The sequence below is a fragment of the Rhizobium jaguaris genome, from assembly GCF_003627755.1.
Classification (GTDB): Bacteria; Pseudomonadota; Alphaproteobacteria; order Rhizobiales; family Rhizobiaceae; genus Rhizobium; species Rhizobium jaguaris.
In genome coordinates this window covers 2,179,023-2,204,384 of record NZ_CP032695.1, presented here as the reverse complement: position 1 = coordinate 2,204,384, position 25,362 = coordinate 2,179,023, and the positions used below count along the sequence as shown (strand labels likewise).

The window sequence follows — 25,362 nt, the reverse complement described above, 5'->3', positions numbered from 1 at the left end:
CTTACGTGCCGGCGCTGGCATAAGCACAATTGGGTTTTGCGATGAGACTTGTTTTAACACGCACTTTTCTTTGTGTTCCCGTATGTGCAGCGCCGCTTTTACAGACGGCTGACGCCAGCGATCTGGTGATCTGGTCACCGGCAAAGGTCGCCCCGCGAGCCTACCAGACGACAATCGGCTTTCGACTGCCGATGGCCTGGGAGATGAGCGCCGGTGCGGATCTCGGTCTCGCAGGCGCGGCCGGCGGAAAGATTCTAAGCGGTTCCGAACTCGCCACGCTGTGGGGAAAAGCGGTCGACGATCGCAGCAATCTTGCCGGCGAATCTCGCCGCGAGGTGGCGGTGAGGATGGATACGCTGAGGAGCAGCGGAACGCTGTACTTTGGCAATTCACGAAAATGGATCTTTTCCGATAATCTCGACATGCAGACGTTACGCTCGCTGAACCTGAGCTATGTGACGACGCAGGCCGCGCCGGCTTCCGTCACCGCCTCGCAAGGGGTGACGATGATCTTTCCCTCGAGCGGAACGTCGATTTCGGCGAGTGGCGCAGTGACGGACCTCCATGGTGCCTTTTCCAGCACGCTGGCGTTCAACCAGCCGATCGCGCCCAATCTCAATTTCAGCGCTTTGTTCAACGATCCGCTGACGTTAACGCCCTCGGGCGATGTACGGGTGGATTATCGCATCAAATGGTAGCAGATGCAGTTCATGGGGCGCTTATGCCGCGATTAGGTTGGCTCAGCGGTCGCAGATGACATCGAGGAGCTGGGGTCGGAAGCGCCGTTGGCGTCAATGTGCCGATTCCGATGAAGCCGCCCCTTTGTTCCGAGATGATTGCGCCCCTTGATTCCGGGATGATCTCGCCCCCTGTTTAGTGGGGTCTGCAGGCGATGATTGTTGTCAGTCCATTTAGGCGGGGTGTCAAGCTTTTCGGGGCAGGTTTCGGCGTAGGCTATCGCCGCTCAATTCGATGCGATGGGCGTTGTGAACGAGGCGATCCAGGATGGCATCAGCATAAGTCGGGTTTCCTATGACGTCGTGCCATGCCGACACCGGAAGTTGGCTGGTAATGATGGTTGATCTGCGGCCGTAGCGATCTTCCAGGATTTCGAGGAGGTCGTGCCGGGCCTGTTCGTTGAGCGGTTCGAGACCCCAGTCGTCGAGGATCAGGACTTGAACATGGCCCAGGGTACGTTGCAGCCGAGCATACCTGCCGTCGCCGCGAGCAAGTGCGAGCTGAGCAAACAGTCGTGGGACACGCTGATAGAGAACGGAACGATCGTCACGGCAAGCCTTGTGGCCGAGAGCGCAGGCTAACCAGCTTTTTCCGACACCCGAGGGTCCGCAAATGGCCAGATTGTCATGAGCGTTGATCCAGTCGCCGCCGAGCAGCTTCATGAAGAGCGCGCGATCAAGGCCGCGCTCGCTGCGGTAGTCGACATCTTCCGGGGTGGCCTGGTGGCGAAGCTTGGCAAACCTGAGGCGTGCGGCAAGCTTACGATCGTAGCGGGAACTCCACTCCCGTTCGAGCAGCAGTCCTAGCCACTCGGCATGCGAGAGATGTTCGGCTTCGCCGTTGGTGACGAGCTCCCCGAAGGCCTTTGCCATGCCGGCCAGGCCCATGGAATTGAGTTTGTCGAGTGTTGGATGGGCAAGCATTCTTTGTTCTCCTTAGTGGTAATAGCGAGGTCCACGGATGTTTTCGTGTTGGATAGGCTCATGCGAAGGTGGTCCATTGGTGGAGGCGGCTCGATCGAGATGATTGTCGAGGATGGAGCGCACCGAACCGTAGGTCCGGGCCCCGATCTCAAGCGCACGGCTGCAAGCAGCGTTCACTCTGTCGCGGCCAAAGCTTTTGTTCAGGCGGATAATTCCCATGCAGGCTCGAAAGCCCTGCTCCGGGTGCGGCCTGTCGGCGAGGATCTTCTCACACAGCAATGCAACCTCCGGCCCGATGGAAGAGGCCTCGCGTTGAATGCGTTCGATCGTCCAGTCGGCAAAGCGGCGGTGGGCCGAGGGCATGTGATCGGGGATTGTGGTGTGCTTGCCGTTACCGCTGGAGCGGCGATGAGCGGCTATTCGCTCGCCTTTGTGGAATATCTCGATCGTATTGGCGGTGATGCGCGCCTCGACTTGCTCGCGAGCAAAGCGATAGGGAACGGAGTAATAATGCCGCTCGATCTCGACGTGGTAATCCAATCCAGCACGCCGGATACGCCATTCCGCAAAGACATAGCGTTCAACGGGCAATGGCCTTAAAGCGGGCCGGTCGAGCTCTTCGAACAATTGGCGGCGCGTGACGCCAACCCGGCGAAGGACACGCCTGTCGTTCAAATCATATAGCAAGTCGGCAATCGCCGCATTGACTTCGGCCAGACTGTAGAAGGTGCGATGGCGGAGGCGGCCCAGCAGCCAACGCTCGACGATACGAACCGCAGCCTCGACTTTCGCCTTGTCGCGGGGGCGTCTCGGCCTCGTCGGCAGGACGGCGCTGCCATAATGCGCTGCCATCGCGCAATACGTCCGGTTGACCTGGGGATCGAAGTGGCACGCCTTGATGATCGCCACCTTGGCATTGTCGGGAACCAGCAACGCCGGCGCACCGCCGAAGAACTCCAGCGCCTGAACATGGCATTCGACCCAGTCCGGAAGCGTCTCGGTCCAGCGCGCCTGCGCGAACGAAAGACTGGATGCCCCCAGGACAGCGACAAATAAATGGGCCTGCCGTGTTTTGCCCGACAGCCGATCAACGACAACAGTGACCGTGTCGCCGGCGTAGTCGACGAACAATTTGTCGCCCGCCATATGATCCTGCCGCATCGTCACCGGCAGCTTCAACGCCCAGCCGCGATAGAGGTCACAATATCGGCTGTAGCGGTAACCATCGGGATAACGGCTTATGTATTCGTCCCAGAGAATTTGCAGCGTCACGTGCTTGCGCTTGAGCTCGCGATGGACTTGCACCCAGTCAGGCTCCGGTGCGCGACGATGACCCGTCTTCGTCCCAGCCGCACGGTAGAGCGCCGCCTCCAGGACGGCATCACTCACGTCATCATCCAACGGCCACGAAAGCCCCGCAGCCGCCGCCCGTCGCAGCGTCTCGCGCACCGTCGAGGCTGCTGCTCCGACCCGAACCGCAATCGATTTGTGGCCCAGCCCTTGCTCGGACCGATATCTCAGTATCTCGCGGACACGCCGCATCTCCAGTCTCTCCGCAGGCATCCCGTTCCTTCCTTGTCATCATTGACGGAAGGAACTTCACACCGGCAGAACACCCTTGCCACATCCCTCCGTAGGGGGCGGCATCATCTCGGAACAAGGGGGCGACTAATTCTCGGAATTGGGGGGCGACATCATTTCGGAATCAGGGGGCGGATTGCCTCGGAATTTGCAGTCAATGCGCCCAGTCCTGGCACACGCCAGCCCCGGCGCCCAGAGGCGCCGGGTTTGTGTCTTGCTTGGGAGGTGATTGGAAAGCGGATCGAGCTCTCCAATATTCGATTAGTTGAGTATCCGGATCACCTTCCGTGAAGAGGGCTCAACGATAACCCGTTCGTGGTTGACCACGGCGTAGGCGAATCTTGGATTGTCCGGGACTCTTCTCACTACGACCGTTTCAGGCAACGGCTGGCCGACCACGACTCTTTGCCTGATAACAACGGAATCGTCTGATATCGGCTGTTCGCGCACGTAGGTGACAACCTGTCGTGGCGGATCGATCGCGGTACCGACAATGGCTCCCGCAACACCGCCGATTGCGGCCCCGACTGGACCGCCTACGACGGCACCTGTGACCGCCCCGCCTGCGGCGCCGGTGACTGTCGATGACTGAGCAAAAGCATACCCGCTCGCCAATGCAAGGGAGACGGCTGCTATACTAAGTACCTTCGCTTTCATCAGATTCTCCTTTGGGTTTCCTATTCGTCCGCGGGTAGCGGAGCCTAGGCAAAACAGCTGGGAGACGTGTCCGTTCCAGGTTTGGGGCTTCAGTCGAGGTGAGGTGGGACCTTTGTCCCACCTGGTTCGGACTAAGGTCCCACAACACCCAAAGAACTATCGCAGATTGTATTCAGCGATCACGCTTGCCTGATGCAAGCCGGTTGGCCGGATGATGTCCGTGCCTTGCCAAAGTGCTGAAACGAGCAACGCTTCAGCTCGATACACAGGAGCCAGAGTTGAAGGTTCCCTTACGGCCTTGGCTGAAACGACAAGGAACAAAGAGTGCGGCGATTAGTTGAGCGTGTTGTTTTCAAATCGCAGCGAGCCCCGATGCTCGATAAACACCCCTTGCTCGACACCGGTTCTTCCTTCAACCGTGCGCCGCCCGCATTGAAGGGCGGCTCCGGCGGTGTTCCTCTATCGTGCCGATGATCTTCGCTTAGGAGCAGCAACAAGGCCCTCTCGCTGCATCTTCTTCCGGGCGGCTTTGCGATATCTGCTGATTGCCTGCGCCTTTTCCCGAATGCGGCGTTCGGAGGGCTTCTCATAAGCCCGCCGCTGCTTCAGTTCCCGAAACAGCCCTTCGCGCTGCATCTTTCTTTTCAGCGCCCTGATTGCCTGCTCGACATTGTTGTCTCTAACCAGAACTTGCATTCTGTTCTCCTTTTTGTTGCGGTTGGTACAGTGGTTGCCGGTCAGCCAAGTTGTTCGGCGATCAGGTCCTGCAGTTCTCGGCGTGTGAGAAGGCAGGGATACGGCTTCCAGTTCTTGTCAGGCCGGTTTGCGGCCTCATCGCGCTCGCGCGGCTTTGCCGCCGCGGGCGCGGCAGCGATGTTCGGTTTGTTCAATAGAAATCCTCCGCCGACCATCCGGCCGGCGTAAACGATAAGGAATAGTGGGAATGCCCATCACGCAAATGAGCACTGGGCACTAGAGCGCGTCGCGATCTCTGGGATTCGCTTCTTGCGCTTCAGACTCTTGTTTTTGCGCATGTCACCATCGCAAAACCGCTGCGCACTTTTGCGCGACATGCTTTGGAGCCGCTAACAATGCCCCTGCTGTGCTTCCAGCGAAGCATTTGCTTCGACGCGGCAGAAATCCGCGTGGCCTTGCGAGCTCATGCCATTAGATGGGTAGCGGGCTAAGCCTTTGCAAGACGGAGAGGCGACGCTTACCTCGCCTCGCTCTTCTGACTATTCATGGCGCTCCGTCACCCGATCGCCCCATGGCTCCATCCACGCCAGTTCCTTTTGGAGACGATTCCGCTCGGCGACATGCATCAGTTGCAGTTCCTCAAAGGTCGACAAGAGCTGGCGAGCTTGCGAGGTATCGTGTTGACCCCGCGCAAGTTCGAAGATGATTTGCTTTTGCCGAATGATATGTCTGCGGCCTTGCGCCACATGCTGCTTCGCTAATTTTAGATGCTGCTCTAGCAGTTCCCTATCCATGCGTAATTGTACACCTCAGATGATGTTCTTGCATCCGGTTCTCTCAAGCGCAAAAGCCGAGTTTGGGGCAAAGACGTCAGGACGGATCTTTGAACTGTCATCACATTCGACCGTTTATCGCCGGCAGCTCGCAAAAATTACCGCCACCGTGGTTGTTTCGGCGGTGCGTTAGCATGTAGCTCGTGAAGCGGAGCGCGCGGACCCAAAAGCTTGACCAGCTTCTTGGTTTCAGCTGCGTCAACGCCGTGTTTCTTGCAATGCTGCTCGACGTCTAGCTCGCGGGGGCCTGGCCGTTTGACCTGTCGGTTTTGGATATTCTTCATCGGACATTCCTCCTGATGCAGGAACGCTGCCAGGATGCTTATGGTTCATAAGTTATTTCTAAATAAAAATGGCCGGGAGGATGCATCATCCTCGTTGAGTCGCTGCAATGATGTCTGGCCGCGAATAGCTAGGCTGGCGGGAGGCCGAAGGCCGAAAACAATTTGGAGCCAAGTGGCGGCACATAGACCGTCAGAGAGGCAATTCCACCTTCAGCAGGTTCGATCACATGTAGGGAATGGGCTTGCCACACAGGGTCACGGAGGCTGCTCGCATAGACCGCGACCGCCGGCTGGGCGTTGGCTCCGATTGCCACCGTGCGGAAGCCGCCGAAATTGGCCCAGACAGTCTCGAAGAATCCGCGGATCGCTTCGCGTCCTTGATACCATTCCCGCCAGGGCGGCATGTGATAAGTGGCATCTTCCCGCAAAAGCTCGATGAAGCCGTCGAGGTTGGCGGCCTGCCAGGCCTGCATATAGCGTTCGAGCAGTAGGCCTTCTTCGGGTTTCGGTTGCGGTCGACGCTCGGGACGTCCCTGAGGATAGTGCGCTGCCAGCGTTGCGCGGGCCCGCTGCAATGCGCTGTTGATCGAGGCGGTCGACCCACCGAGCAACTGGGCTGTCTCGGCAGCCGACCACCCCAGGACGTCCGAAAGCAGCAGAGAGGCCCGCTGCCTTGGCGGCAGAACCTGGATGGCAGCGACGAAGGCAAGTTGCACGGCCTCGCGGGTCTCATACCGTGCTTCCGGACCGGGATCGCCATCAACGAGGTCTGGAAGCTCCGCGTCAGGGTAAGGCTCCAGCCAGGTGTGTTCGGCTGTAGGCCCGCCTGTGGCTCGCCCTTGGGAGGGCGTTTGTCCCGGCACTTGCAGAATTCGATCTGTCCTCGATCTCGCCTTGAGGGCGTTGAGGCAACTGTTGGTCGCGATCGTGTAGAGCCAGCCGCGAACCGAACCTCGCCCATCGAACGCCGATCTCGCACGCCAAGCGCGAAGAAGCGTATCCTGGACGAGGTCGTCCGCCTCGTGCAGTGAGCCCATCATGCGATAACAGTGGAGCTTGATCTCCCGGCGATGGGTTTTCGTAAACTGTTCGAAGGCCAGCCGATCAAGGATCGGCTGGTCCCGTTGGTGTGCGGGCTCGCGAGGTGCGTGAGAGTCTGTCATGCGGATTTCCTCATTCTGAGTCCGGTTTGCATTACGCGCGCCTCAGGCGGTCGGCGCAAGGCCGCTCCCGCTGACGGCAAAAGAACCGACTTGCGATTTTCCCGTGACGAGAGCGATCACTGCCCTTCCAACATCGGCCGGCGTTTGCATGTCGGTCATGCCCGCGATGAAGTCCGCGGGCTTGATGCCAGAATAGGCCGCAAAACCGTCAACGCCCGCCTTGCCTACGCCGGTGTCCGGCATGATGCGCATCGGCGCGAGGTCCATGAAATGCAGGCCAAGTCCGCGCCGATCCGATTCCTTTTGACAGTAGCCGGCCAGGAACATCTGCATGCGCTTTGCACCGGCATAGCCGCCGCAAAACGGTGGCCCTCCGCTCAAGGCGGCGCCACTGGAGATCAAGACAATCCGGGTTCCTGGCTTGAGCGGCCCCCGCAGAGCAGCCCCGCAAAACAGGAACGACGCCTTGACGTCCGTCTCCCAGTTCGCGGAGAACGCCCGCCAGCTTAGTTCATGCACAGGCGCAGCGGGAGGGATAGCGCCTGCGCAGATCACCAGCACATGTGGCTCCAGCGCGGCGAAGACTTCTTCGGGTGCCGAATCCGCGGTTGCGTCGACCGCGAGCGTCTTCACGCCCGGAGCCTCTCGGGCAAATTGCACCAGGGCGAGCTCCCCGCGCGCGACGGCCAACACCGCCGCTCCTTCGTTCAGTGCGGCTTCTGCGATCGAACGTCCGACACCCCGGCTCGCTCCCACGACCACAATATTCTGACCTTGTAAGGATCCCATGGATCACCTCTCTGCCTGGGCCGCCGGACCATTCAAGCGCGCCCACTGATTAGGACAGCTCGGGCAGGCGAAAATCATCGGTGCTGGGTCTGAAATTTTTCAGGTGTTGGCTGGCCGGCACCAAGCGCCGTCGCGCGTAGGCGACGCGTCAAGCCTGGGGACGCCCTGACGGACGTCCTCGATGGTCGCGAATCAGGAACGGTCGCTTTATTCAGAAAAATGCCTGCGGCTTCCCATGACGGTGATATGTTTTTCACAAGGACCGCTCCACTGGACATCATTTCGCTGTTTGGGCCTCTCAACAGCGGCGATAAGCCGGGCTATCTTGCCACCGCACGGGGCGGCTCGTGGAATTATCGGAGGAATTTTAATGCTCTTGGGTGTGATTGCCGACGACTTCACCGGCGCGAGTGACATAGCAAACACCATCGCGAAAGGGTACGGCGCATCGGCAGGGCTTTCGACGACCCAGTTCCTGGGCATCCCCGATAAGCCCGCGCCGGCCGATTGTGAAGCCGGGGTCGTGGCTTTGAAAACGCGCTCGATACCCGCCACGGAGGCAGTCGCGCAATCCCTGCGGGCCTTAACATGGCTCCGGGAGCAGGGATGTCGGCAGATCGTGTTCAAATATTGCTCCACCTTTGATTCGACCCCGGAAGGCAACATCGGCCCGGTAGGGGAGGCTCTGGCATCCGCTCTTGGAGCGAAGGGCGTCATCGTTTGCCCGGCCTTTCCGGGTGCGGGTCGGACGCTTTATCAAGGAAATCTCTTTGTGGGCGACGTCCCGCTCAACGAGTCCAGCCTGCGCACCCACCCGTTGAATCCGATGACGGACAGTGACCTGCGACGGTGGCTGCGGCTTCAATGCCGAGAGCCGGTCGGCTTCGTTCCCTGGCGCGTCGTGCGCGACGGCGGAAACGCCATCCGGAACGCTCTCGATGAGGCCTCCCGTCAGAGCGCGGTCCTTGTCGTCGTCGACGCGATCTCGGACGAGGACCTGCTGGAGATCGGTGCGGCGGCTGCAGGAGTGCCTCTGCTGACCGGCGGCTCGGGCATTGCGCTTGGGCTCGCAAAGAACTTCGCCGCTGAGAGAGTGGCAAAGCCGGTGGGCGGCGGGTTTGAAGGTGTTGCGGGGCCGGAGGCTGTTCTTGCAGGTAGTTGTTCGCAGGCGACGCTGCAGCAAATCGCCTACCACGCCCAATACCATCCGGTGATGCCGATTGCGGTGGAAGCGGTGATGGACGGCGCTCTCGATGTTCATGCAGTAACTGATTTCGTGCTTGCGCATGTTGGGGAGGCGCCGCTCGCTTATTCCTCCGATACACCGGAGAAGGTCGCCGCCCTACAGGAACGCTACGGCCGGGAGACCGTTGCAGGACATCTGGACAATCTGTTTGCGGCAGTTGCCCGAAAGCTCGTCAGTCGGGGCATCAGGCGTCTGGTTGTTGCCGGCGGCGAGACATCTGGCGCCGTCGTCTCGGCGCTTGATCTGGATGCCTTGACGATCGGGCCGGAGATTGCGCCGGGCGTGCCCGTGTTGACAAACAGGGCACCGCTGGCCCTGGCGTTGAAATCGGGCAATTTCGGACAGCGGGATTTTTTTGAACGCGCTCTTGCCCTTATGGAGGGCAAGCAACCGGAGGGAGGGATGCTTACGTGACGGAGGCAAAAATTCGAGAGGAATTGGTGCAGTTCTCGAAATCACTGTTCGAACGCGGTTATTCGGTCGGGTCGGCCGGCAATATCAGCGTTGCCGTGGACGATGGGATCCTGATCACCCCCACGAATTCTAGTCTGGGATTTCTTGATCCGGCCAGGATCTCAAAACTGGATCGCAACGGCGTCCATATCTCCGGCGACAAGCCGTCGAAAGAGGTCTTCCTGCACCGGGCCTTCCATGAGACACGGGCTGGGACCGGTGCGGTTGTGCATCTACATTCGACCTATGCCACCGCTTTGTCATGCCTTTCCGATGTCGATCCTGACAATTGCATCGAGCCGATCACGCCTTATGTCGTCATGCGCGTCGGCCAAGTGAAGCTTCTCCCCTATGTGAGGCCGGGGGATCCCGCCATGGGCGACATGATCCGGGCGCTGAAAGGCGAGGTCACCGCCGTTCTTCTTGCCAATCATGGGCCGGTGGTCGCGGGTCCTGATCTCAGAGGTGCTGTCTTTGCTGCCGAAGAGCTGGAAGAAACCGCAAAACTTATCATGATGGTCCGTCAACTTCCGCATAACAGGTTGAGCGCGGCCCAAATCGAAGAGCTGCTCGTTACATTCGGAAAAAGCTGATAATGTACCTTCGCCTTCGCGGACTGGCCTTCCGTTCGAATGCCGCCTCAAGCGCTGCGATGTGAGTTCCGCTTCGATCCGCGACGTTCACGCCGCTCTGCCTCGGATCGGTGTGAACGGCCATTGTGCTGAGCTGGTGCAAGCCGCCGGTTTTCCATCAGGTGTTGAAGGGTTAATGGCCTAAAATCACTACATTTTTTCAACGGATCGCTACATTTTTTTAACTAGGTCACTTCATTCGATGTTGTAGTTTTGATGGCACAACCACCTCGAAAGCGAGGTGACCATGAAAGAGCTCACAGTTTCATCGCGGATTATCAAATCCGTCTTTTTCCATCCTGACGATGGCCGTCTTTATATTCGCTTCAAGAACGGCGAGGAGCGTCTCTTTACGGGCGTTCCGGAAGAGGCTGCTTTGGCAATGGTAGCGGCCACCTCCCCCGGCCAGCACTATATTGAACATATTCGTACCCGCTTCGAGCGCGTTGCTTAGGCGCTCAATGTTGGATGACGGGCTATAGATGTAGCCCATATCCCGCAGGGTTCTCTGCAAACAGCGCGCTCCATTTCGCCGAGCAAAGGCGCAAGCATGTCAATCGAAGCAAATACCTAACCAGAGCCTGTTTTGCGTGTATTTCGCAAACAATGGTTGAACGTTTGACAGCACTAATTTCATTAGCATAATGTAAATGAGAATTTGCAAATTCCCGTTGCTGCAGCGTTGCTCGCGGCGGGATTGCCGTTCGGAATCGAGCAAGTGCAGCGGCCTGAGTTCGTTATTTATTAAATTATTGATGTTTCATATTAGAAATAGCCATTTGATGCTTGCTGCATGGCAAGCATCGGGGGTGTTGGTCCGTTAAGTCCGAAGACGAGAGGAAATTGAAAGCGATTACGAAGCCGGAAAGTTCCCAGGATAAGACGGAGACCGGAATGGCAGCCAGTAGCGTTTTTAAGTCCGATATATCCGTGCCAGCCGGTAGTGCACATGAAGTGCTTTTTTCGTTTTATGACAGCGATTTCAATCTCATAATGTCTTCCGAGAGGTTCAGAACTTTCTACGGCGACGACAAGACCTCTCATGCCACTCTGTTTGGAATATACCCGGAACTGCAGGATCCGGGCATGAATATATTCGCGGAACAGACGAGCAATATTGGATGGCCGCGGAATGTGCAGGTCCAAAGAACAGGCGAGGCGCTATCGGACCTCATTCTATTTCGGCCGACCAATGGTTTCGCGGTTATTGAAACGAGGAACTCGCTTCAGCAGGATCCTTCGTCCGAGGAAGCAGACAGGGCGCTTCTGCTGCATGAAGCCAACCATGACGCCTTGACCGATCTACCGAACCGGCGACAGTTCGGTGCACGACTGCGCGATGCCTTATCAGACGGAAAAACGGCCATCGCGCTGATGCAGTTGGATCTCGACGAGTTCAAGCCGATCAACGATACTCTGGGCCATGCCGCAGGCGATATCGTCTTGCAGCAAACCGCCGAGCGCATCCGCAACGTTCTGGGACCGGGTGAAACGGCCTACCGGTTGGCCGGCGACGAGTTTGCCATAATTCAGCTGCGGAATGACCAGCCGGCAGAGGCGGAGCGGTTGGCGGATTCGCTAGTAACCGCTTTTAAAAGGCCATTCCTGGTGAATGGCATCGCAGTGTTTTCAGGCGCAAGTATCGGTGTCGCGCTTGCTCCTCGCGATGGCAACGAGGAAGACCAACTTATGCGCGCCGCCGATATCGCTCTTTACGCTGCAAAAAGTGAGGGAAGGGGGCGCGCGCGAACATTTGAGCCCGCCATGATGATGGTTTTGGAACAGAGAGAGTTGCTACGACGGAGCCTGCGCGTCGCGCTTCAACATCGCGAATTTTTTATTGAATACCAGCCGTTGGTGGACTCTTCGGGTTCTGTCGTCGGCTTCGAGGCGCTGTTGCGATGGCAGCATCCGATCATGGGTACCATCCCACCCTCGGCGTTCATACCAGTGGCGGAGGCCGACGGAATGATGCCGGAGATCGGTCAGTGGGTGTTGGAAGAAGCCTGCCGGCAGGCAATGAATTGGCCGTCACACTGTACGGTCGCGGTAAATCTCTCGCCTGCAGAATTCTTGACGGGAGGCTTCACCGACCGAGTATCGCAGACGCTCGACACGATCGGATTTCCGGCTGAACGCCTTGAGCTCGAAATCACCGAAGGTGTTTTGCTCGAACGTACGATCAATAATCTCGATACGTTGAATACCCTAAATGTCCTCGGTATTCAGATATCGCTCGATGACTTTGGCACCGAATATTCTTCTCTGAGCTATCTGAAGAATTTTCCCTTCGACTCCATCAAGATCGACAAGTATTTCATAAAAGATCTGACGAGCGACCCCAAAAGCCAGACCATCGTCCGCTTTATCGTTGCGCTGGCACATGGGCTGGGAATGAAGGTCACCGCCGAAGGCGTGGAAGATCAAGCTCAAGTCACTTGGCTCATTGCTGCCGGCTGCGATCGTTTGCAAGGATATTTTCTTGGCCAACCTCTGCCCGCATCTTCGATCCTGGCGTTTCTGCGGAGCAACGACAAGATGGGATGGCACAGCCGCGAAAAATAAACAGTGGGAACTCGAGGGACCAGTCGAACTGGCCCCTCGGAAGGTCGCGAATATTTGACAATTCAGGGGGATCGGCCTTGAGCGAGCAGAGCACGGACCGCACCGCTTTACCATTTCATCCGATGCTGGAGCTGGAAATGGAAATGGAAATTTTCATGTCGGATTGGCTCCATTGCAATCAGTTGTCGAATTACGTTGCACGCATGGTGAGCCATGATCGAAGCGATCCGGTCCGGCACGCCAATCTCCTTTCATCCGCGCTGAACGAGCTTTTTGAGATCTCCTTCCGCTCGGGCAGTGCTCCCGGGCGACTTCACTGCGATATTTCCCGAGGGGACCACTTGGAGCGGATCTCTCTGACCTTTCCATGTGCTCCCGAGCAACAGCATCTGTACCGTGATGCATCTACCAAGGCTTCAGGAGGCGGTGCTCTGGAAAGATACCTCGACGCACTCGCCGACGAAAACTCAGTCCAGGAAGACATCATCCTGCTCGGCTTAGCGATCAACTATGACGCGTCGCTATTGTTGCGGGAGGTGGAGGGCCGGGCTCTGACGGTGATATTGGACATTCCAGTGGAGGGATTACTGAATTGAGTTCGCACGAACCGGTTCCGCTGTTTTCGGCTCAGTTCGACCTAAACAGTCAGGAGTTTTCGCTTTCAGGCATCCTGCGACCGCTGTCGCCTATCGAAATCGCGGAAACGACCACCCTGCTCGAAAAGAGCATCAATCAAGTCAGAGGCGTGCTCTACATAAATGTCAAACGCCTCATTCATATGAATGCGACGGCGTATCACGCCTTGGCGCGCCTGTTGGTCAATGCCAGCCGCGCGCGGCGAGATATTCGCTTCGTCGTGGTGACGTCCAGTGTCGTTGGCTGGGCGACCAGGACGTTCCATCACTTAAGCGCTATCGAACCGAAGATCGCCGTCGAAGCGTATGATTCCGCTTTTTATCCGGGCCAGACTTTCGTCGAAAACCAGAGCTTCATTCCCATCTTGCGGACCCAGACGAAAATGACCTGGCGTCATGAACGCGATATCTTGCCGCGCCATGGCATGCGCGCCGGTATTGCTATGGCCGATATTTGCTGCGGGATCGGCGATTTCGCCGTGTTGGTCCATAAGGAGTTCAAGCCGGCAAGAATCGTAGCGCTCGATCATTCGGCCGTCAGTCTCGACTATGCACGCAAGGTCGCCGCCGATTTCGATATCCGCGATATCGAATATACCTATGGCGACGCATCCGAGATGCTGCTCGAAGATAACCAGTTTGACCTGGTGACCTGTCGCCATTCGCTGCAAATCTTCAATCGGCCCGATATACTGCTCAAGGAGCTCTATCGCATCTGCAAGCCCGGCGGGCGTGTCTACATAACCAACGAAAAGAATTCCCATTGTCTTGGTGAGCCACGGGCAGCAAGCATACAATGGACCTATAACGAGGTGGCGACGCTGTTCAGCCATTTCGACATGGATGTCGAAATGGGCCCGAAAAGCCGCCGGCTCCTGCGAGATGCAGGTTTCGAGGCCATCGAGATGGAAAGCTTCATGGTCAGCAACCTCGATGGCGATCCGCAAGACTTTGCGGATGTCGTTGCCGCCTGGGAGGACGTCTATGCCGGCGAGATGTCTGTTCGCCGGGGCGACACATCGGAATTCATCAAGCGTTTCCGCCAGGGCTTCCAGGATCACATCTTCGCCGCCCTTCATCCGAAAGGTTATGCCGGCTGGCCCATATGGGCGGCCTCCGGGCGGAAGCCGCTATGAACAGGAAAATTGGTCGATTTGCCCTTCCCAGCATCTGGTCGTTCCGAGCGAAATTTGTCCTTGTCGTCGGAGGTGCCGTCCTTTTTGACCTTCTCGTCAGCGGCGGATTGGCATTGTGGAACGTGCAGCGATTGTCCCGCGACGCCACATCTGAAGTGGGCCAGGGTCTTGAACGGGCGAGCCAGGATTATATCCGATCCTATGCGGACTCGACGGCCGCCCGCGTCGGGCTGCTTCTCAATCAAGTGCATTCAGACGTCAAAACACTCGCAGGCGTTCTTCAGTCGCAGATAGATCATCCCAACCGAAACGATGCGATCGCCGAGGCGCTGGCGCGGTCCGAACCTGGCGCCATCAACCTCACTTACGATCCAAAAGGCCGATGGGCCCAGAATCTTCCGGGCTCGACATCCGTCATCAGCGTTTGGGGCTATCTGCTGGACCAAAATCATCAGCCGCTGCCCGAGGTGCAAAAAGACATAGAGACCAGCACTGTTGTCGATCTTGTCGCGCCGAACCTGCTGACGAGCGGCTACCCCAAGTTGCAGATGTATTATATCGGCCCAAAACAGCGCCCGATCTTCAGGACGGTGCCGTATACCGACCAGGCCCAGACCTTTGATCGCCTCTATCCGGGTCACAACGACGCCAATTTTTGGGATTTTTTCTTTCCGGGCCTATACGAATCCTGGCAGCAATGGGCTCGTGAGCCGGGCACGCGCCCCGTCGCGGACGACATCACGCAGACCGCACCCTACACCGACGCCATTACGGGCAAGCTAATCGTCAGCTTCTTCGATCCCCTCTGGACTCCCGACCGCAAGGACGTTGCCGGCATCGGCGGGGCCGATATCACCTTGGACCAACTGGCCGGAATCGTCGAAAGCGTGAAGGTTGCCGATACCGGTTTCGGCTTCCTGACGATGTCGAATGGCAATGTGGTTGCCATCAACCACGCAGGCGAGAAGATTATCGGCCTGCGATCATCGAGCGACACCGGCGATAAGGGCGTCACCGGTCTCGACCGCTCGTTCCACAACAGCACGCAAAAGGCGATGGCGACGCTCCCATTGGACCGCGATGGTGTCATTCAGCATATTATGCTGGACGAACAAGGGCAGAAGATCCCCTACCTGGTTGTTGTTAAACAGATAGCACCGACGAACCTCTGGGTTTCCGGGCCGGTTCAAAAGGAAGCGATGTCGCTCGGAATCGTCGTGCCGGAGCGGGAGATCTATGCCTCGCTGTTTGCCGCACAGGATGAAATATCGCGTGCGACAAATCGCATTCTTCTCTATCAGATCCTTGCGATCTCCATTTCGCTGATGATTGTCACCGCGGCGGTCTTTGCGGTTTCGAAACGGATTACTAGCGGCATCAGCGCGCTCGCGAGTGCCGCGCGGCGTATTCAGGCCAAGGACTATTCGGTGAGGGTCGATATCTCATCGCGCGACGAGGTGGGCGAGGCCGGCGTTGCATTCAACCGCATGGCAGAGGAGATAAGTTTTCACACCGAAAACCTCGAATTGCTCGTAGAGGAAAGAACAAAGGAAATCGCCGAGGCGAAAGAGGAAATCTCGGTGCTGAACACGCAATTGAAGAGCGAGAACCTTCGTCTTGGCGCCGAGCTGGCCGTCGCGCAGCGGATACAGCTCATGGTCCTGCCGCGCCAGAACGAACTGGCGGCCATCGAACAGTTGGAGATCGCCGCCTTTATGCGCCCCGCCGATGAGGTCGGCGGCGATTATTACGATATCCTGCAAGATGGAAAAAGGCTGAAGATCGGAATAGGGGACGTTACCGGTCACGGCCTTGAAAGCGGCGTGCTCATGCTGATGGTCCAGTCCGTGGCGCGTGCATTGCAGGAGGCGGGAGAGACTGATCCGGCGAAATTCCTGAACGACCTCAACCGCACGATTTACAAGAATATCGAACGAACGAAGACCGACAAGCACCTGACTCTTGCCTTTCTCGACTATGATGGGGAGCGATTGACGCTCTCCGGCCAACACGAGGATCTGATTGTGGTGAGACAAGGCGGAGAGGTTGAGAGGATTGAAACCGCTGACCTTGGGCTTCCTGTCGGGCTCGATTCAGATATCTCCGAGTTTGTCGATACCAAAGACGTCACGTTCGGAAGCGGCGACATCATCATTCTGCATACGGACGGCGTTACGGAAGCCGAAAACCGGCAGGGCGAATTGTATGGAATTGAGCGGCTTTGTGAATCGGCCCGTGGCCTTTACGGCGGCAGCGCTCAGGATGTGATGAACGGCATTCTGGACAACCTCATGACTTATATTGGGTCGCAGAAGATTCACGATGACATAACTCTGGTTGTAATGAGACATAGGTGATAACATGGCGATCGTCGTGTTTGGGCTGGCAGATCTTGTAACAAGCAGTGCAGGCAGCGCCACTTTTCTCAGATTGCTTGACGGACCACTCGATCTGAGTTGGTCCCATTGTTCGATGACATCCGACTTTATCGCTGAAATAACGGCTTTGCGTTACAGGCGCTTACGTCAGGTGTACCATCAGGTGCGCCACGACATTGGTTACGTAGCCAATGAACTTATCGAAAATGCTGTGAAGTTCCGCGTGTCCGGGGAGATTGATATTTCGGCTTCCATCGACGGAGAACGGTTTCGGATGAAGGTTTCGAATTTTATCGACAACGAAAATGCAACGCGTTTTCAGCATCTGCTTGAGCAGATAACCGCCGATAATCCTGGGGAGCTGCTCATCCGGCAAATTGAGAAGAATGCGGCGCTGGCGTTTGGCACGGAGTCCGGCCTTGGACTACTGACGCTGATGAGCGACTATGACACTGAATTGGCGTGGGTTTTTGATGCGAACCGGCCGAGCGGTCGAACGCGTCTGGAGACCTATGCTTCCTTACCAGTTCCTTCCGTCCCAAATGGCTGAGTTTTGACCATGGAAATCAGAGGAGAGGCGTTTCGCGTTTGGACTGAAGGATACGTTGTGTTCTTCGACGGTTCCTTGCGTTTGTCGGGATCGGATGCCTACGCTCCGATCTTTCAGTTGGCGATGGATCTGCTCGGGAAAAATCCTGAGCGGCTGACACTCGATCTCACGGGGCTTCAGTTTCTGAATTCGTCGGGTATAAACCTGCTCGCGAAACTGACGATAGAGGCCCGCAAACGCGCCGACGTGCACATGACGGTGCGCGGTTCCAACCAGATTTCGTGGCAACTGAAATCTCTGCCGAACTTGAAGAAGCTTTATCGCGACCTCGATTTACGGCTCAGCTAATATTACAATGATTGCGACATTTGGTTCTGACTTGGAGAGCCGAATCGCGTAAGCTTTCGATGACGGATTACTTATCGCGGGGGCGGGCGCCGTTTTCAGGATAAAGGCAGGGTTGCATAAAATCTCGCAGTGATTGAGGATTTGACACAATTAGCCCTTCCGATGTACTTATAAGTTACTAACATACGAAATTCAATTGACCCGACAACGCCGTTCGGTTGTATCGTTTCCGTTGTCTGGAAATTCGCATAAAAGATTTGGCGGCCCCGCCCACAGTCGAAAACAGTGACTGAGAACAGCATCGCTGGAGGCGCTTCCCATTATGTCCAAGGCTGTTTCCGATCGCGGACTGAGTTTTGCCGCACAAAAGGTCAGCCAAATCGATGTTCCGGAGAAAGTGCTCTATTGGGAGTGCTTCGCGCGGATTTCAGACGCTCATGGTGTCGTTCACAGCGCAAGCGCGTTTGCACCTTATCTGGAGTCTTCCCTCGCTTCCTTCGATCTTGATGCGCGCATGCTGGACCTCATTCTGTCGAGACTGGCCAAAGATCAAGATCTTGTGCTCGGATGCAACATCTCGGCCGCCAATTTGGCCGACCGAGACCACTGGAGACAGATTCTCCGCCAAATCGAGCGCCGTTCAGAACTCGCTCCACGACTTATCCTTGAAATTACGGAGACCTATCCGCTGGTGAGCGAGGGTGTCGACAGGCTGGCAGCCGTTCGCGCGCTTGGCTGCCGTGTGGCCATCGATAATTTCGGAGCAGGTATGGCGACGCCTGCGCGGCTGCTGACAGTCCCGGCCGATATAATCAAGATCGAAGCTTCGCTGGTGCGGAATGTCCGGATGTCCGAAAAGGGACAGAACAGCCTGCACTATCTCGTCGGCTTTGCCTCCTGTGTTGCCCCGACCATCGTTGCCGAAGGCATCGAAAAGGAAGAGCACCTGGATGCTGCCCGCGCTTCTGGCGCGACTCACGTGCAAGGTTTTCTGTTCGGAAAGCCAGCCGGCTTGCCAAATCAGTGATCTGAGTCGGAAGGCGATTGCTCAGGCCTTTCACAGCAAGCGGCCAACTTGCCGCTTTCGGCGTTCCGCTATCGATGACGTCATAATAGAAGCTATCAGTTCTCGTGGCCGCTCCAATTTTTGGTGCCTCGTTAATATAGGTTGGATCGGCAATCACTGCCGCAAGTCTCTGATATCACGCAATAAAATTTCCACCATGGTGATGCGATGCCGGATGTGATCTCGATCGCATTAACTATTTGTTAACCATAGCGGCGGTACACAGAGTCAACGAATTATTCACACAGATGACCAAAGTGCTAACAGACGCTCGCTCGATCCGCATCAAAGGCCGTTCTTTCCTGGCGGTCATGCTTTCCCCGGATCTTCCCATCGAAGATTGGTTGATCAGGCTCGATGATCTCGCCGCGCGTTCGGCGGGCTTCTTTTTAGGACGTCCGGTCGTGCTCGACCTGACGGACCTGTCGATTGACCGCTCGCAGTTGAAGGAGCTGATCGCCGAGCTTGCCCGGCGCAATGTCAGCATCATGGGTATCGAGGGTGCGCGCCCTTCAATCCTGGGGCCGGGCATGCCTCCCGCGCTCAAAGGTGGTCGGCCGGTTTCCGATATCGAGGTGCCTGTAAACGAGGTTCCTGTTAAGGAACCGGTTGTCGAAGTGCAGAGCAGACCAGCAGCGGTCGAGACTCGTCCGGCAATGCAATCCATTGTCATCAGGGAACCGGTACGTTCGGGTCAATCGGTGATCTTCCCGGAAGGGGATGTCACCGTCGTCGGATCGGTTGCTTCAGGCGCGGAGATCATCGCCGGAGGGTCGGTCCATATCTACGGCAGTTTGCGCGGCCGAGCCATGGCGGGGTCGCTTGGAAACGCGTCGGCGCGCATCTTCTGCCGGAAGCTTGAGGCGGAATTGGTCGCGATCGACGGCATCTATAAAATGGCAGAAGACATGGCCCCCAACCTTCGCGGACAGGCTGTCCAGCTCTGGCTCGAAGGCGACGCGATCATGGCAGAGAAACTTATCTGAGCCGGCAGCCGGCCAGGACAGAGGAGAGCAAGATGGGGAAAGTCATCGTAGTCACGTCAGGCAAGGGCGGGGTTGGCAAGACGACCTCGACTGCCGCGCTTGGAGCGGCTCTGGCGCAGAGGAATGATAAGGTCGTCGTCGTCGATTTTGACGTCGGGCTGAGGAATCTCGATCTTGTCATGGGCGCCGAACGGAGGGTCGTCTACGACCTGATCAATGTCATACATGGCGACGCCAAGCTCCCCCAGGCGCTGATCCGCGACAAGAGACTGGATACGCTGTTTTTGCTGCCGGCCTCGCAAACCCGGGACAAGGACAACTTGACGGCGGAAGGTGTCGAACGGGTCATAAATGACTTGAAGCAACACTTTGATTGGATCATCTGCGACAGTCCCGCAGGGATCGAACGCGGCGCTACTCTCGCCATGCGCCACGCGGATACGGCGGTGGTTGTTACCAACCCGGAGGTCTCGTCGGTGCGCGACTCGGACCGCATCATTGGCTTGCTGGATTCCAAGACAGCCAAGGCTGAGCGCGGCGAGCGGATCGAGAAGCATCTGCTCCTGACCCGTTACGACGCCAACCGCGCCGAGCGGGGCGATATGCTCAAGGTCGACGATGTGCTGGAGATACTGTCTATTCCGCTCCTCGGCATCATTCCGGAAAGCTCGGATGTTCTACGAGCGTCCAATATCGGCGCCCCTGTCACGCTGGCCGACAGCCGCAGTGCACCCGCTATGGCTTATTTCGACGCGGCGCGCCGGCTCACCGGCGAAGTTCTGCCGATCACGATTCCTGGCGAAAGGCGGAACATATTCGGCAAGATATTCGGACGGAGGGCGGCATGAACATTTTTCGTCTTTTCAGCAAGCAAAGAACCGCACCAGCGGCTCGAGAACGCTTGCAGGTACTTCTTGCCCACGAACGCTCGTCGGCAGGCTCTGACCTGGTATCGCTGCTGCGGGAGGAAATCCTTGGCGTGATAGCAAAGCACGTGCAGCTCGAGGGCGACAAGGTGCAAGTCAAGATGGATTGCAACGAGCACGTCTCGACCCTGGAAATCGACGTCGAAATTCCGCTGAACGCAGTTGTCCAGGCTGCTTGAAGAGTCGCTTGGGCGGTTGCCAAAGCGCCGGCTTTGCCCGAGCAGTTGAACTAGTAGGCTGTGAACCCATAAAGACCGAGATCGGGTGGATCGCGGCCTGCCCGCTTCTTGCGATCGGAAGGGACAGGCCGCCGTCGGAGGGCGCTATTTCAACGGCAGAAACAGCTCGACCACCACTTCATGCGCCGGCACCTCCGGGATGAGAGAAAGCTGCCGTCGGCAATAGATCGGGAAGTCGCGTGCCTCCTCGCCGCTGGCCGGAAGCCAGTCCCGGTAGAGGAAGAGCGCAGCGGGCTCGAGATTCTGGGTATTGCCAGGGTAACGCAGCACCGCGCAGCGTCCGCCGGGAATCACACCGGCCTTCATCTGTGCGTCGTCCGGCGCGATCGGCTGGTTGGTCCCGATACACAGGTCCATGGCATAGTCGGCCGGGACCGCGGGGACCCTTTCGGAACGGAAGACCGTGAAAGTCGGGCTGGTCTCTGGCGATAGGCCCGCGGCCTTGCGCCAGGCACGGAACCGCTCGAAGGTGGCTTCGAGCGTCGCTCGGTCGCCCCGATGCTCCATGACCGCCACCGGCGTGGGGGGCACCTCGCGGATTGTCACGTCGTCATGGGTAAAGATAATCTGCATGAGCTTGCTCCTCGCATTGTCGAGCGGCCCGAAGGCCGAGAGCCACGGATCCCAATCGGGAGATTTGCGAAACGACGAAGGCGACTGTCCGAGCTGTCGCCGAAAGGCGCGGGCGAAAGCATCCGGTGCATCGTAACCGGCGTCCATTGCTATGTCCGTGACACTTTGGGCGTCGTCCGAGGCCAAGCACCCGGAAGCGCGCTTCATGCGGGCGAGCTGGATATAGTGATACATGGACAGCCCAAAGGTCGCCGTGAACTGCCGGTGCAAATGATATTTCGAGTAGGCTGCGACGCTGCTCAGCGTGTCCAGGTCCAGATTGTCGTCCAGATGCCGATCTATGTGATCCAGCACCCGCTGCATCCGGGTATGGTAGTTTCGAAGCGCCGCCTTCATCGTTCTATTCTCCGTGGCAACACCAACTAAACGCACGCAGGCATGACCCGCTCGACCGATCTTGCGGTTTTGCCACGGTTCACACAACGTTGCCAACGACCGTTACGGGCGGGCGCGAGGGCACATAAACTCCGATGTAGGACGCGGATCAGGTAACAGTGTCCTCCGGCCCCCCGATTGAGTAGGTTCAGCGGCCGACCTAATGAATAGGCCGCCCCGAGGGGCTGTGTCATGCGATTAAGCATCTCAAAATTGTAATGAAACAATATTCAGATTGACATGATCTTTTGTCTCTTTCACGCTGATGTCATGAACATTGGTCGTGAAAGAGATATGAAATCGTGCTGACGTCAGTCACAGCATTTCTAAACCAGCGGACTGTGCGATGACGGCAATGGTGACATTGCCCGATATCGAAGAGGCACGGCGACGCATTGCCGGACACGTCGTCAGCACGCCCTTGCTGCGCTCGCAGGCGCTTTCCCATCAATCCGGCGCGCCCGTGTTTCTCAAGCTGGAAAATCACCAGCAGACCGGCAGCTTCAAGCTTCGGGGAGCCACCAATGCGGTCCTCTGCCTGGATGAGGAGGCACGTTCGCGCGGGTTGGCAACGGCTTCCACGGGTAATCACGGCAGAGCAGTCGCACACGCCGCCAGGGCATTGGGCGCGCGGGCGACCATTTGCCTGTCGGCGCTTGTTCCCGCCAACAAAGTCGAGGCGATCCGCAGCCTCGGGGCTGAAGTCCGCATCGTTGGCCAATCCCAGGATGACGCCATGCGCGAGGTCGAGCGCCTAGTAAGCGAGGAGGGCATGAGCTTCGTGCCGCCTTTCGACGATGCCTGCGTGATTGCCGGCCAGGGAACAATCGGACTCGAGATCGCGGACGGCCTGTCGGATGTTTCACTTGTCCTCGTACCTCTGTCGGGCGGTGGCTTGGCGTCCGGCGTTGCCGCTGCGATCAAGGGCAGACGGCCACAGGCCAAGGTCGTCGGCATATCGATGGAGCGGGGAGCGGCGATGGCAGCAAGCCTTGCCGCCGGTACCCCTATTGAAGTCGAGGAGCTTGAAACCCTGGCGGATTCGCTCGGCGGCGGCATCGGGCTCGACAATCGCCTGACCTTTGCCTTGTGCCGCGACCTTCTCGACGAGGTGATCCTGCTCAGCGAGGACGAGATAGCGGCTGGCATCCGCCATATGGCTACAGTCGAAGGCGAGATCATCGAAGGCGCGGGCGCGGTCGGCATCGCGGCACTGCTTGCCAATAAGGTCAGGCCTGGCGGCCCGACGGCCATCGTCGTGTCAGGCGGCAACATCGATCCGGCGGTCCATCGCAAAATTGTCGACGGCATCAAATCGGGAGCGGCGTGATGGCGCGTGTACTTGTGCTAACAGAAACCGATTTGCGTAGAATCGTGCAGCTCGACGCGGATGCGGTCGACTGTGTCGAGCAAGCCTTTGCGGCCCTGGCGACTAAGGCGGTGGAGATGCCGCCGATCATGCGGCTGGATATTCCCGCCTACCGTGGCGAGGTCGACGTCAAGACAGCCTATGTGCCGGATCTCGACAGTTTCGCGATCAAGGTAAGCCCCGGCTTTTTCAACAATCCGTCGCTCGGCCTGCCCAGCACCAACGGGCTGATGATGCTGCTGTCGGCGCATACCGGACTGGTCGAAGCCCTTCTGCTTGACAACGGCTATCTGACGGATGTGCGCACCGCTGCCGCCGGCGCCGTTGCCGCAAAGCATCTTGCCCGCCCGGACACCCGGGTTGCGGCAATCCTCGGTGCCGGCATGCAGGCGCGCCTGCAGCTCCGCGCATTGACTTTGGTACGGCCGATCCAAGCCGCCCGCATCTGGGCGCGTGATATGGAAAAGGCCAAACGGCTTGCCAAAGAGCTGACGGCCGAGCTCGGCTTTCCGGTTTCGGCCGAGGCTGACGCCGAACGGGCCTGCCGCGGCACCGACATCATCGTCACCACCACCCCTTCGGACAGGCCGATCCTCGACGCCTCATGGCTGGAGCCGGGCCAGCATGTCACTGCCATGGGCTCGGATGCCGAGCACAAGAACGAGATCGACCCGGCGGCGATCCTGCGCGCCGCTCCCTATGTCGCCGACAGCCTGAGGCAGACTCGCCGGCTCGGCGAGCTGCATCACGCCATTGCCGCGGGACTTGTGAGCGCAGCCTCGGCTTTCCCCGAACTCGGCGCCATCATCTGCGGCCAAGCTGCCGGACGTCAGTCAAGCGAAGCGATCACCCTTTGCGATCTGACCGGCACCGGCGTGCAGGACACGGCCATTGCCACGCTTGCCCTTGGCCGCGCCATTGATGCCGGCGCAGGACAGGCAATTGAAACGACAAAAGCATCAGGAGATTCAGCGTGAGCGAACCGACCCTCAATTTCACCCGCTCCGAATATGCCGATCGGCTTGCCAAGACGCGGCGCGCCATGGAGAAGGCGGGTGTCGATCTCGTCATCGTGACCGATCCGTCCAACATGCATTGGCTGACAGGATATGACGGGTGGTCCTTCTATGTGCATCAATGCGTGCTGGTGCCAGGCTCCGGCGAACCGATCTGGTATGGACGCGGCCAGGATGCCAACGGTGCGAAACGCACGGCCTATCTCAGCCACGACAACATCATCGGCTATCCCGATCATTATGTGCAGTCGAACGAGCGCCATCCGATGGATCTGCTGTCCAAGATCATCGAAGAGCGCGGCTGGGCCAATGCCTCAATCGCCGTCGAGATGGACAACTACTGGTTCACTGCTGCGGCCTATGCCTCTTTGGTCAAGCACCTGCCAAATGCGCGTTTCAAGGATGCCCAGGGGCTGGTGAACTGGCAGCGCGCTGTCAAAAGCCCGACCGAACTCGATTACATGCGCAAGGCCGGCCGCATCGTCGAGGCGATGCACAAGCGGATCGTCGAAAAGGTCGAGCCGGGTATCCGCAAATCCGATCTTGTGGCCGAAATTTATGATGCAGGCATCCGCGGCGTTGATGGCTTCGGCGGCGACTATGCCGCGATTGTACCGTTGTTGCCATCGGGCGCCGATGCGTCCGCGCCTCATCTGACCTGGGACGACAAGCCGATGAAGGGCGGCGAGGGGACCTTCTTCGAAATTGCAGGGTGCTATCGCCGTTATCATTGCCCGCTGTCACGAACCGTCTTCCTCGGCAAGCCGACCCAAGCCTTTCTGGATGCCGAGAAGGCGACGCTCGAAGGCATGGAGGCCGGTCTTGCCGCCGCAAAGCCGGGCAACGCCTGCGAAGACATCGCCAACGCCTTCTTCGCGGTGCTGAAGAAATACGGGATCGTAAAGGACAACCGCACCGGCTATCCGATTGGTCTCTCCTATCCGCCGGATTGGGGCGAGCGGACCATGAGCCTGCGCCCCGGTGACCGCTCGGAACTGCAGCCCGGCATGACCTTCCATTTCATGACAGGTCTCTGGCTTGAAACCATGGGTATGGAGATCACCGAAAGCATCGTGATCACGGAAAGCGGCGTCGAATGCCTGTCCAACGTACCCCGTAAACTGGTTGTGAAGTGATCACCGGAC

At 58.0% G+C, this 25,362-nt stretch carries 27 protein-coding genes; 17 read left to right on the top strand and 10 right to left on the bottom strand.

The window, feature by feature from the left end:
- Nucleotides 1–41: 41 nt before the first annotated feature.
- Nucleotides 42–698 (top strand): hypothetical protein, encoded by a 657-nt coding sequence (locus tag CCGE525_RS32345; protein WP_245472230.1) that lies wholly within the window; start codon nt 42–44, stop codon nt 696–698.
- Between the two features lie 225 nt (nt 699–923).
- On the opposite strand, the gene istB is transcribed toward CCGE525_RS32345, so the two are convergent.
- The 9 genes from istB to CCGE525_RS32300 all read right to left on the bottom strand — a co-directional run bounded on the left by istB (nt 924) and on the right by CCGE525_RS32300 (nt 7,664).
- Nucleotides 924–1,661: an IS21-like element helper ATPase IstB gene (gene istB / locus CCGE525_RS32340; RefSeq protein ID WP_120702904.1), complete on the bottom strand. Its 738-nt coding sequence runs from the start codon at nt 1,659–1,661 to the stop codon at nt 924–926.
- A gap of 12 nt (nt 1,662–1,673) precedes the next feature.
- The gene (istA, locus tag CCGE525_RS32335; protein ID WP_120703235.1) at nt 1,674–3,203 is read right to left on the bottom strand and encodes an IS21 family transposase; all 1,530 of its coding nucleotides are present in this window, start codon (nt 3,201–3,203) and stop codon (nt 1,674–1,676) included.
- A gap of 300 nt (nt 3,204–3,503) precedes the next feature.
- Nucleotides 3,504–3,899, bottom strand: a complete 396-nt coding sequence (locus CCGE525_RS32325; RefSeq protein WP_120708256.1) for a DUF1236 domain-containing protein — start codon at nt 3,897–3,899, stop codon at nt 3,504–3,506.
- Nucleotides 3,900–4,358: 459 nt separating this feature from the next.
- Nucleotides 4,359–4,595 carry a 30S ribosomal protein S21 gene (gene rpsU / locus CCGE525_RS32320; RefSeq protein WP_120708255.1) on the bottom strand — a complete coding sequence of 79 codons (237 nt, stop codon included), beginning with the start codon at nt 4,593–4,595 and terminating at the stop codon, nt 4,359–4,361.
- A gap of 41 nt (nt 4,596–4,636) precedes the next feature.
- The gene (locus CCGE525_RS38555) at nt 4,637–4,789 is read right to left on the bottom strand and encodes a hypothetical protein (RefSeq protein WP_162950367.1); all 153 of its coding nucleotides are present in this window, start codon (nt 4,787–4,789) and stop codon (nt 4,637–4,639) included.
- 345 nt (nt 4,790–5,134) lie between these two features.
- Entirely contained in the window at nt 5,135–5,389 is a 255-nt protein-coding gene (locus CCGE525_RS32315; RefSeq protein WP_120708254.1) for a hypothetical protein, read from the bottom strand.
- Nucleotides 5,390–5,526: 137 nt separating this feature from the next.
- The gene (locus CCGE525_RS39750; protein WP_120708253.1) at nt 5,527–5,712 is read right to left on the bottom strand and encodes a hypothetical protein; all 186 of its coding nucleotides are present in this window, start codon (nt 5,710–5,712) and stop codon (nt 5,527–5,529) included.
- A gap of 128 nt (nt 5,713–5,840) precedes the next feature.
- On the bottom strand, nt 5,841–6,875 hold the full coding sequence (locus CCGE525_RS32305; RefSeq protein ID WP_120708252.1) for an RNA polymerase subunit sigma-70: 1,035 nt from the start codon (nt 6,873–6,875) through the stop codon (nt 5,841–5,843).
- A 42-nt stretch (nt 6,876–6,917) separates the two neighbouring features.
- Nucleotides 6,918–7,664 (bottom strand): SDR family NAD(P)-dependent oxidoreductase, encoded by a 747-nt coding sequence (locus tag CCGE525_RS32300; protein ID WP_120708251.1) that lies wholly within the window; start codon nt 7,662–7,664, stop codon nt 6,918–6,920.
- Between the two features lie 370 nt (nt 7,665–8,034).
- On the opposite strand from CCGE525_RS32300, the gene otnK reads away from it, so the two are divergent.
- The 13 genes from otnK (at nt 8,035) to minE (ending at nt 20,764) form a co-directional block, all read left to right on the top strand.
- Nucleotides 8,035–9,324, top strand: coding sequence for a 3-oxo-tetronate kinase (otnK, locus tag CCGE525_RS32295; protein WP_120708250.1), 1,290 nt, complete (start codon nt 8,035–8,037; stop codon nt 9,322–9,324).
- Nucleotides 9,321–9,956 (top strand): 3-oxo-tetronate 4-phosphate decarboxylase, encoded by a 636-nt coding sequence (otnC, locus tag CCGE525_RS32290; protein WP_120708249.1) that lies wholly within the window; start codon nt 9,321–9,323, stop codon nt 9,954–9,956. The genes otnK and otnC overlap by 4 nt, the downstream gene beginning before the upstream one ends.
- Nucleotides 9,957–10,242: 286 nt before the next feature.
- Nucleotides 10,243–10,449 (top strand): KTSC domain-containing protein, encoded by a 207-nt coding sequence (locus CCGE525_RS32285; protein WP_120708248.1) that lies wholly within the window; start codon nt 10,243–10,245, stop codon nt 10,447–10,449.
- Between the two features lie 440 nt (nt 10,450–10,889).
- Nucleotides 10,890–12,560, top strand: coding sequence for a putative bifunctional diguanylate cyclase/phosphodiesterase (locus tag CCGE525_RS32280; protein WP_120708247.1), 1,671 nt, complete (start codon nt 10,890–10,892; stop codon nt 12,558–12,560).
- Nucleotides 12,561–12,637: 77 nt separating this feature from the next.
- On the top strand, nt 12,638–13,156 hold the full coding sequence (locus tag CCGE525_RS32275) for a ubiquinone biosynthesis methyltransferase UbiE (RefSeq protein ID WP_245472229.1): 519 nt from the start codon (nt 12,638–12,640) through the stop codon (nt 13,154–13,156).
- Entirely contained in the window at nt 13,153–14,331 is a 1,179-nt protein-coding gene (locus CCGE525_RS32270; protein ID WP_120708246.1) for a class I SAM-dependent methyltransferase, read from the top strand. Before CCGE525_RS32275 ends, CCGE525_RS32270 begins: the two co-directional genes overlap by 4 nt.
- Complete coding sequence (locus tag CCGE525_RS32265; RefSeq protein ID WP_120708751.1) at nt 14,328–16,688, top strand: SpoIIE family protein phosphatase; 2,361 nt, start codon at nt 14,328–14,330, stop codon at nt 16,686–16,688. The genes CCGE525_RS32270 and CCGE525_RS32265 overlap by 4 nt, the downstream gene beginning before the upstream one ends.
- Before the next feature lie 4 nt (nt 16,689–16,692).
- On the top strand, nt 16,693–17,259 hold the full coding sequence (locus tag CCGE525_RS32260) for a slr1658 superfamily regulator (protein WP_120708245.1): 567 nt from the start codon (nt 16,693–16,695) through the stop codon (nt 17,257–17,259).
- A gap of 9 nt (nt 17,260–17,268) precedes the next feature.
- Nucleotides 17,269–17,607 carry a slr1659 superfamily regulator gene (locus CCGE525_RS32255; RefSeq protein ID WP_120708244.1) on the top strand — a complete coding sequence of 113 codons (339 nt, stop codon included), beginning with the start codon at nt 17,269–17,271 and terminating at the stop codon, nt 17,605–17,607.
- Nucleotides 17,608–17,929: 322 nt separating this feature from the next.
- Complete coding sequence (locus CCGE525_RS32250) at nt 17,930–18,634, top strand: EAL domain-containing protein (RefSeq protein ID WP_120708243.1); 705 nt, start codon at nt 17,930–17,932, stop codon at nt 18,632–18,634.
- Nucleotides 18,635–18,921: 287 nt separating this feature from the next.
- Nucleotides 18,922–19,659: a septum site-determining protein MinC gene (gene minC, locus CCGE525_RS32245; protein ID WP_120708242.1), complete on the top strand. Its 738-nt coding sequence runs from the start codon at nt 18,922–18,924 to the stop codon at nt 19,657–19,659.
- A 32-nt stretch (nt 19,660–19,691) separates the two neighbouring features.
- Nucleotides 19,692–20,507: a septum site-determining protein MinD gene (gene minD / locus CCGE525_RS32240; RefSeq protein ID WP_120708241.1), complete on the top strand. Its 816-nt coding sequence runs from the start codon at nt 19,692–19,694 to the stop codon at nt 20,505–20,507.
- Nucleotides 20,504–20,764 (top strand): cell division topological specificity factor MinE, encoded by a 261-nt coding sequence (minE, locus tag CCGE525_RS32235; protein ID WP_120708240.1) that lies wholly within the window; start codon nt 20,504–20,506, stop codon nt 20,762–20,764. The genes minD and minE overlap by 4 nt, the downstream gene beginning before the upstream one ends.
- 144 nt (nt 20,765–20,908) lie before the next feature.
- Here minE and CCGE525_RS32230 read toward each other — a convergent pair whose 3' ends face one another.
- Nucleotides 20,909–21,793, bottom strand: a complete 885-nt coding sequence (locus CCGE525_RS32230; protein ID WP_120708239.1) for an AraC family transcriptional regulator — start codon at nt 21,791–21,793, stop codon at nt 20,909–20,911.
- Nucleotides 21,794–22,178: 385 nt separating this feature from the next.
- On the opposite strand from CCGE525_RS32230, the gene eutB reads away from it, so the two are divergent.
- The 3 genes from eutB to doeA are packed head-to-tail and all read left to right on the top strand — an operon-like array spanning nt 22,179 to nt 25,353.
- Entirely contained in the window at nt 22,179–23,162 is a 984-nt protein-coding gene (eutB, locus tag CCGE525_RS32225; RefSeq protein WP_205587497.1) for a hydroxyectoine utilization dehydratase EutB, read from the top strand.
- Nucleotides 23,162–24,178, top strand: coding sequence for an ectoine utilization protein EutC (gene eutC, locus CCGE525_RS32220; RefSeq protein WP_120708237.1), 1,017 nt, complete (start codon nt 23,162–23,164; stop codon nt 24,176–24,178). Before eutB ends, eutC begins: the two co-directional genes overlap by 1 nt.
- Complete coding sequence (gene doeA, locus CCGE525_RS32215; protein ID WP_120708236.1) at nt 24,175–25,353, top strand: ectoine hydrolase DoeA; 1,179 nt, start codon at nt 24,175–24,177, stop codon at nt 25,351–25,353. Before eutC ends, doeA begins: the two co-directional genes overlap by 4 nt.
- The last annotated feature ends 9 nt before the right edge of the window (nt 25,354–25,362 follow it).